5 protein-coding genes and 2 rRNA genes (1 of these 7 running past the window's edge) are annotated in these 7,685 nt (G+C 71.6%); 5 read left to right on the top strand and 2 right to left on the bottom strand.

Annotation, left to right across the window (positions count from 1 at the left end):
- Together ACN27A_RS14155 and rrf are read left to right on the top strand one after the other, a co-directional pair.
- A 23S ribosomal RNA gene (locus ACN27A_RS14155) occupies positions 1 to 596 on the top strand; it begins 2,514 nt to the left of the window's first position.
- Positions 597 to 683: 87 nt separating this feature from the next.
- Positions 684 to 800: ribosomal RNA gene (gene rrf / locus ACN27A_RS14150) — 5S ribosomal RNA — on the top strand.
- Between the two features lie 313 nt (positions 801 to 1,113).
- On the opposite strand, the gene ACN27A_RS14145 is transcribed toward rrf, so the two are convergent.
- Positions 1,114 to 1,797, bottom strand: coding sequence for a hypothetical protein (locus tag ACN27A_RS14145; protein WP_421453401.1), 684 nt, complete (start codon positions 1,795 to 1,797; stop codon positions 1,114 to 1,116).
- 69 nt (positions 1,798 to 1,866) lie between these two features.
- Between ACN27A_RS14145 and ACN27A_RS14140 the strand changes: the two genes are divergently transcribed.
- From ACN27A_RS14140 to ACN27A_RS14130, 3 genes are read left to right on the top strand one after another with little or no spacing between them, the layout of a single operon-like run.
- Positions 1,867 to 4,485 carry a valine--tRNA ligase gene (locus ACN27A_RS14140; RefSeq protein ID WP_421453400.1) on the top strand — a complete coding sequence of 873 codons (2,619 nt, stop codon included), beginning with the start codon at positions 1,867 to 1,869 and terminating at the stop codon, positions 4,483 to 4,485.
- Entirely contained in the window at positions 4,482 to 5,816 is a 1,335-nt protein-coding gene (locus ACN27A_RS14135) for a bifunctional folylpolyglutamate synthase/dihydrofolate synthase (RefSeq protein WP_421453397.1), read from the top strand. The genes ACN27A_RS14140 and ACN27A_RS14135 overlap by 4 nt, the downstream gene beginning before the upstream one ends.
- Complete coding sequence (locus tag ACN27A_RS14130; protein ID WP_421453394.1) at positions 5,813 to 6,208, top strand: DUF4233 domain-containing protein; 396 nt, start codon at positions 5,813 to 5,815, stop codon at positions 6,206 to 6,208. Before ACN27A_RS14135 ends, ACN27A_RS14130 begins: the two co-directional genes overlap by 4 nt.
- 31 nt (positions 6,209 to 6,239) lie before the next feature.
- Here ACN27A_RS14130 and ACN27A_RS14125 read toward each other — a convergent pair whose 3' ends face one another.
- Positions 6,240 to 7,628, bottom strand: a complete 1,389-nt coding sequence (locus ACN27A_RS14125; RefSeq protein WP_421453392.1) for a VOC family protein — start codon at positions 7,626 to 7,628, stop codon at positions 6,240 to 6,242.
- Positions 7,629 to 7,685: the final 57 nt, after the last annotated feature.

Below are 7,685 nucleotides of genomic sequence, written 5' to 3'. Positions count from 1 at the left end.
GCAATCAGGTGTTGAGTGCAAGTACACAAGGGAGCTTGACTGTGAGACTGACAGGTCGAGCAGGGACGAAAGTCGGGACTAGTGATCCGGCACTTGCGAGTGGAAGCGGTGTCGCTCAACGGATAAAAGGTACCCCGGGGATAACAGGCTGATCTTCCCCAAGAGTCCATATCGACGGGATGGTTTGGCACCTCGATGTCGGCTCGTCGCATCCTGGGGCTGTAGCAGGTCCCAAGGGTTGGGCTGTTCGCCCATTAAAGCGGTACGCGAGCTGGGTTTAGAACGTCGTGAGACAGTTCGGTCCCTATCCGCCGTGCGCGTAGGATACTTGAGAAGGGCTGTCCCTAGTACGAGAGGACCGGGACGGACGAACCTCTGGTGTGCCAGTTGTCCCGCCAGGGGCACGGCTGGTTAGCTACGTTCGGAAGGGATAACCGCTGAAAGCATCTAAGCGGGAAGCTCGCTTCAAGATGAGGTATCCCACCCACCTTTGGTGGGGTAAGGCCCCCAGCTAGACGACTGGGTTGATAGGCCGGAAATGTAAGCCCGGTAACGGGTTCAGTTGACCGGTACTAATAGGCCGAGGACTTGACTACTAAGCTGCTACGCGTCCACTGTGCAACTCACAGCAAACGAACAACAGACCACGGTGTGTGTGGTGTTGTTTGATATGTTGATAGAGTTACGGCGGTCATGGCGGAGGGGAAACGCCCGGTTACATTCCGAACCCGGAAGCTAAGCCCTCCAGCGCCGATGGTACTGCACTCGGGAGGGTGTGGGAGAGTAGGACACCGCCGGACAATCTTTCAGTTCAGGGTCACCCTTGTCGGGGTGGCCCTGAACTGCGTTACGGACCCTTTTCTGCCGGGGCGGAAAGTCGAACCCCCGGGGACCCCCCCGAGTCCAAGTGGTGCGGGCGGAGATCTAGGTGGTGCCGGCGGAGTGTCCCCGGCAGCCTGGCGGGGAACCCGCGGCCCCGGCCTGGCAGGCATTCCGCTGCCCGATCGGCCCTGCTTCGGCGCACCCACCCGGACTCGGGCCGGGCCGCAGAGCATCAGCGTCGAGCCGGGCCAGGCCGCCAGAGCATCAGCCTCGGGCCGGGCCGCCAAGGCGTCAGCCGCGGGTCTGGATCTCCTCGCGCATGGCGCGGAACAGGCCGCCGGCGTCGTCGACGGAGCGACCCGGGAACATCGCCATCACCACGCTGCCGTGGTCGGCCCACCCGCAGACCGCGAAGTCGCCGCCGTCGCCGCTGGTGTTGCCGCACTTCATCACGCCGCCCAATCGCCCGGCGGGCACCTCGCGCAGCCCCGTCACCTTGCCGGTCTCGTCGCTCAGCAGGCCGAAGAGGCTGTCCAGGTCCCGCTCCGGCTGCCAGAGCACTGTCGTCCCGCCGAAGATCGGCACCGGGCGCTTGTCGTCGGCGGGATCCCGGTAGACGGTGCCGAAGCTGCTGTCCAGGTCGATGCCGGCGGCGAATCCGCTGCGCAGGTAGTCGGAGGTGCTGCGGGCCCGGTCGCTGTCGTCGCGTACGAGGCCCGCCACCCGGTCCGGGGTGGCCAGATCGGCGTCCTTCTGCTGGGCGATCCGCATGCCGGCCGTGCCGAGCACCGTGGCCCCCGCGAGCCCGACCACCGCCGCCAGGGCCCACGCCGCCCGCCGGCGCCCCGACCACGTCCCCCGCCGCTCCGGGGCGCTCTCCGGGTCCCGGTTGCTGAGTTGGATGGGCTCGTCGGTCAGGTCGATCGGTTCGGGCCCGTCGTCGAACGGGCGATCGGTGAGATGTGCGTCGGACATAGCCGACACCGTACGCGAACGGCAGGTGGCGCACGTCGGGTCCCGGGAAGCGCTCCGTAGACTTTCAGGGTGACCGAGAGACTGGATGCCCGACGCCCCGACGCCCCGACCCTTGCCGGCCAGTACCAGCCCGGCGAGGTGGAGCAGCGACGGTACGAGCAGTGGGTAGCCGCCGGCCACTTCCGGGCGTCGGCGGAGAGCGACAAGCCCCCCTTCACCATCGTCATCCCGCCGCCCAACGTCACCGGCTCCCTGCACATGGGCCACGCGCTGGACCACACCGTCCAGGACGCGCTGGTGCGGCGCAAGAGGATGCAGGGCCATGAGGCGCTGTGGCTGCCGGGCATGGACCACGCCGGGATCGCCACCCAGAACGTGGTCGAGCGGCAGCTCGCCGGCCAGGGCCTGTCCCGGCACGACCTGGGCCGGGAGAAGTTCGTCGAGCGGGTGTGGCAGTGGAAGGCCGAGTCCGGCGGCGCGATCCTCGGGCAGATGCGTCGCCTCGGCGACTCCGTCGACTGGGACCGTGAGCGCTTCACCATGGACGAGGGCCTGTCGCGGGCCGTCCAGACCATGTTCAAGAAGCTCTACGACGACGGGCTGATCTACCGAGCCAACCGGATCATCAACTGGTGTCCGCGCTGCCTGACCGCGCTGTCGGACATCGAGGTGGAGCACACCGACGACGACGGCGAGCTGATCTCGATCCGGTACAGCGACGACGTCGTGGTCGCCACCACCCGGGCCGAGACGATGCTCGGTGACACCGCCGTCGCCGTGCACCCGGACGACGAGCGCTACCGGCACCTGATCGGCACCGAGGTGGCCGTGCCGTTGACCGACCGGCGGATCCCGATCGTGGCCGACGAGCACGTCGATCCGAGCTTCGGCACCGGCATGGTCAAGGTGACCCCCGCGCACGACCCGAACGACTTCGAGATCGGCCAGCGGCACGACCTGCCGTCGCTGACGATCATGGACGAGCGGGGCGTCATCACCGCGCACGGCCCGTTCCAGGGCCTGGACCGCTACGAGGCCCGCCCGGCGATCGTCGCCGCGCTGCGCGAGCAGGGCCGGATCGTCGCGGAGAAGCGGCCGTACGTGCACGCGGTGGGGCACTGCTCCCGGTGCCGGACGACCGTCGAGCCGCGGCTGTCGCTCCAGTGGTTCGTCAACACCGCCCCGCTGGCCGAGGCCGCCGGCGACGCGGTGCGCGACGGCCGGGTGAAGATCGAGCCGGCGGAACTGGCCAAGCGGTACTTCGCCTGGGTCGACAACATGCACGACTGGTGCATCTCCCGCCAGCTCTGGTGGGGCCACCGCATCCCCGTCTGGTACGGCCCGGACGGCGAGATCGTCTGCGTCGGCCCGGACGAGGAGCCGCCGGGCGGCGAAGGCTGGCACCAGGACGAGGACGTCCTGGACACCTGGTTCTCCAGCGGCCTGTGGCCGTTCTCCACGCTCGGCTGGCCAGAGCGCACTCCCGACCTGGCGAAGTTCTACCCGACCAGCGTGCTGGTCACCGGCTACGACATCCTCTTCTTCTGGGTCGCCCGGATGATGATGTTCGGCCTGTACGCGATGGACGGCCGGCCGCCGTTCCACACGGTGGCCCTGCACGGCATGGTCCGCGACCAGCACGGCAAGAAGATGTCGAAGTCGTTCGGCAACGTGGTCGACCCGCTGGACTGGATCGAGCGGTACGGCGCCGACGCCACCCGGTTCACCCTCGCCCGGGGCGCCAACCCGGGCGGGGACGTGCCGGTCAGCGAGGACTGGTGCCAGGGCTCCCGCAACTTCTGCAACAAGCTGTGGAACGCCACCCGCTTCGCGCTGCTCAACGGCGCGCACACCGAGGGACCGCTGCCGGCGACCGACACGCTGTCGACGGTCGACAGGTGGATCCTGTCCCGGCTGGCGCACGTCACCGCCGCCGTGGACGAGCAGTTCGAGGCGTACGAGTTCGCGAAGGTCTGCGACCTGCTCTACCACTTCGCCTGGGACGACGTCTGCGACTGGTACGTGGAGCTGACCAAGCCGGTGCTCGCCGAGGACGGCCCGGCCGCCGAGGCCAGCCGCCGGGTGCTCGGGCACGTGCTGGACCAGCTGCTGCGGCTGCTGCACCCGGTGATCCCGTTCGTGACCGAGGAGCTGTGGACCGCGCTCACCGGCGGCGAGACGGTGATGACGGCCGCCTGGCCGGTGGCCGACCGTACCGGAGTCGACGACGCCGCGGAGGTCGAGGTCGGCACCCTCCAGCGGGTGGTGACCGAGATCCGGCGGTTCCGCTCGGACCAGGGGCTGCGCCCGACGCAGCGGGTCGCCGCGCGGCTCGACGGCCTGGCCGCCGCCGGCATCGCCGCGCACGAGCCGCTGATCCGGTCGCTGGTGCGCCTCGACGCGGCCGACGACGGCTTCCAGGCCAGCGCGACCCTCGCCATGCCCGGCGACGTGAGCGTGGCCCTGGACACCCGGGGGACGATCGACGTGGCCGCCGAGCGGGCCCGGCTGACCAAGGACCGGGCCGCCGCCGAGAAGGAGGCCGCGCAGGCCCGGGCGAAGCTCGGCAACCCGGCGTTCGTCGACAAGGCGCCGGAGCCGGTGGTCGCCAAGATCCGCGACCGGCTCGCCGTCGCCGAGGCCGACCTCGTCCGCATCGACGCCGCTCTGGAGGCGCTGCCCTCGTGACCGACCGCACCGATTTCGCCGCCGTCGAGGCCGAGCTGGCCGAACGCGGGTTCACCCGCATGGCCTTCGAGCTGGACAAGATCGAGTCGCTGCTGGACCTGCTCGGCAGCCCGCAGCGGGCGTACCCGTCGATCCACCTGACCGGCACCAACGGCAAGACCTCGACGGCCCGGATGATCGACTCGCTGCTGCGGGCGTTCGGGCTGCACACCGGCCGCTACACCAGCCCGCACCTGGAGAGCGTCCGGGAGCGGATCAGCCTGGACGGCGAGCCGGTGGACGAGGGACGGTTCGTCGCCACGTACCGGGAGGTCGAGCCGCTCGCCCGGCTGGTCGACGAGCGCTCGGCGGAGCCGCTGACGTACTTCGACATGACGACCGCGCTGGCCTTCGCCACCTTCGCCGACGCCCCGGTGGACGTTGCGGTGGTCGAGGTGGGTCTCGGCGGCGCCGAGGACGCCACCAACGTGATCCAGGCCGGGGTGTGCGTGCTCACCCCGGTCGGGCTGGACCACACCGAGTGGCTCGGCGACACCATCCAGGACATCGCGCTGGCCAAGGCGGGAATCATCCACAAGGGCGCGACGGTGATCTCCGCGGCGCAGGAGGAGGAGGCCGCCGGGCCGATCCTGGAGCGCTGTGCCGAGGTCGGCGCGACCATCGCCCGGGAGGGCGCCGAGTTCGGGGTGCTGCGGCGGGCGGTCGCCGTCGGCGGGCAGGTGCTCACCCTCCAGGGCCTCGGCGGCGTCTACGAGGAGGTGTTCATCCCGCTGCACGGTGCCCACCAGGCGCAGAACGCGGCGGTGGCGCTGGCGGCGGTCGAGGCGTTCCTCGGCGCCGGGGCGAAGCGGCAGCTCGACGTCGAGGCGGTCCGGGAGGGCTTCGCCACCGCCAGCTCGCCCGGCCGGCTGGAGCGCGTACGCAGCGCGCCCACCATCCTGCTCGACGGGGCGCACAATCCCCACGGGATGGCCGCCACGGTGGCCGCCCTCCAGGAGGAGTTCGCGTTCAGCAAGCTGGTCGCGGTGGTCGGCGTCCTCGCGGACAAGGACGCGGCCAGCCTGCTGGAGCTGCTGGAGCCGGTGGTCGACCAGGTCGTGGTGACCCGTAACAGCTCGCCCCGGGCGCTGCCCGCCCGGGAGCTGGCCGCGCTGGCGGCGGAGGTCTTCGGGCCCGAGCGGGTGGAGGTGGCCGAGGAGATGCCGGACGCGATCGAGGCGGCGGTGGCGATGGCCGAGGAGGACGTACCGGGGGAGCTGAGCGGGGTCGGGGTGCTGGTCACCGGGTCGGTGGTGACGGTAGCCGACGCCCGTCGGCTGCTGAAGCGATGACCGGGCCGGAGCGCGCCCCCGCGGCCGACGGCAACCCCGCAGGGCGCCCGCCGCGCCGCTCCGGGCTGCGCAACCCGGAGCGGGCGGTCCGTGGCCTCGGCGCCGGCACGCTCAGCCTGGAGGCGCTGGTGCTGGTGCTGGCCATCCAACCGATCCGGGTGGTCGGCGGCGACCTGGGCGGCGCCGCGATCGGGGCCGTGGTGGCGCTGGCCGTGGCGGCGGTGCTGCTCGCCGGCATGATGCGCCGGCCGTGGGCCTGGCACGCCGGCACCGCCCTGCAGGGACTGCTCATGCTGGCCGGCCTGCTGCACTGGTCGCTGCTGGTGCTGGGGATCGTCTTCGCCCTGGTGTGGGGCTACGCCCTGCACGTGCGCCGGATCATCCTGGGCTGACGGGTCAGGCCTCGCGAGCTGGGCTGACGGGTCAGGCCTCGGCGCGTTCCCGCCACTGGGTGAGGGCGATGCCGTGGCCGTCCGGGTCGCGGAACGCCGCCGCCCACACCTCCAGCTTCGTGCCCCGGTTGACCACCCGGGGGGCGTACGTGAACCGGACGCCCGTGCCGCGCAGCCGCTCGTAGGCGGAGCCGATGTCGTCGACCTCGAGGTTGACGTGCACCAGCCGGCGGCTGATCGGCGCGGCCTCGGTCACCTCGCGCAGAACCAGGCGGGTCGTCCCGGAGGAGAGGACCGCGTTGCCGGAGCCCCGGTCGACCTCGGCGAAGCCCAGGTCGCGGTAGAAGTCCAGCGAGCGGGGCAGGTCGGTGACCAGCAGGGTCAGCCCCACGCCGGCGATCGGCGACCCGAACTCGTCGCCGGCCGCCGCGGTCTCCTCGTCGTCGGCGTCGGGCGTCGCCGGGCCCGGACCGAAGATCGCCTCGTCCAGTTCCTCCGGGCTGATCCGGTCGTCGCGGACCCGGTCGCGTGGCGGGGCGGGATCGTCCAGGGGCAGGTCGAGCGGATCCGCCGGCGCGGCCATGTCGGGGCGCTCGCCGGGCGCGTCGAACCGCTCCTCGGCTGGCGGGCGGGGCGTCGGGGTGGCCCGGCGCGGCAGGGTGCCGGTGGTGGGCTGCTCGACGAGCGTGCCCTCCAGCACGACCGGCCCACCCGGACGCTGGTGCATCACGACGGGCTCGCGCTCCTCGGGCCGCCCGACCCGGTCCCCACCGAGCGGATCGCCCAGGGGATCCCCGACGGGGTCGCCCAGCGGATCGCCCACCGGCGCCCGGAAGTCGTCGCGGAAGTCGTCGCGGTAGTCGTCCCGGAAGTCGTCGTCCGGCGCCCGGTCCGCCCACGGCGGGGCCTCCTGCTGGATCAGCACGTCGTCCAGCGGCTCGGTGCCCGCGTACTCGGGCGGCAGGTCGGCCGCGACGGCGGCGGCGGTCTCCGCGTGGGTGGGCACGTCGTCCCAGAGCACCCGGACGTGGCGCTGGTCGTCCAGGGCCACCCGGATCGGCAGCGTCTGGCCGAGCGACGGCCACTTCGCCACCGGCACCCGCGGCTCGATGATCTTCTTGGACCGGGGCGGCAGCCCCGGGGCGTCGATCACCAACTGGAGTTCGCAGCGGCCGAAGGCGTACTGGGTGGGCGGCTCGGAGGCGCTGTGCACGTGCCCTTCGCCGATCACCCAGGTGCGACCGCCCCCGCGCACCGTGGCCAGCGCGATGGCCAGCACCAGCAGGGCGACGCCGAGCGCCACGATCGCCCAGCTCGTCATGCCCAGGCCGAAGAGGACGACGAAGGTGGCCACGGTGCCCAGCACCGCGGCGATCAGCTTGCGTACCGGTGCGATGGGCCGGTTCCCGCCATTCGCCACAGTGGACCTCCCGAGGGTCAAGGGCCAGGCTAGGCCGGATCGGCCGCCGGAGGAAGG

The organism is Micromonospora sp. WMMD737 (genome assembly GCF_049179055.1).
In the GTDB taxonomy this organism is placed as follows: Bacteria; Actinomycetota; Actinomycetes; order Mycobacteriales; family Micromonosporaceae; genus Micromonospora; species Micromonospora reichwaldensis.
This window is presented reverse-complemented; position numbering and strand designations above follow the sequence as displayed.

Bases quoted from the DNA above. Each gene is read 5' to 3' on its own strand.
- ACN27A_RS14145 (WP_421453401.1), bottom strand. From the start codon at position 1,797: ATGTCCGACGCACATCTCACCGATCGCCCGTTCGACGACGGGCCCGAA.
- ACN27A_RS14130 (WP_421453394.1), top strand. From the start codon at position 5,813: ATGACCGGGCCGGAGCGCGCCCCCGCGGCCGACGGCAACCCCGCAGGG.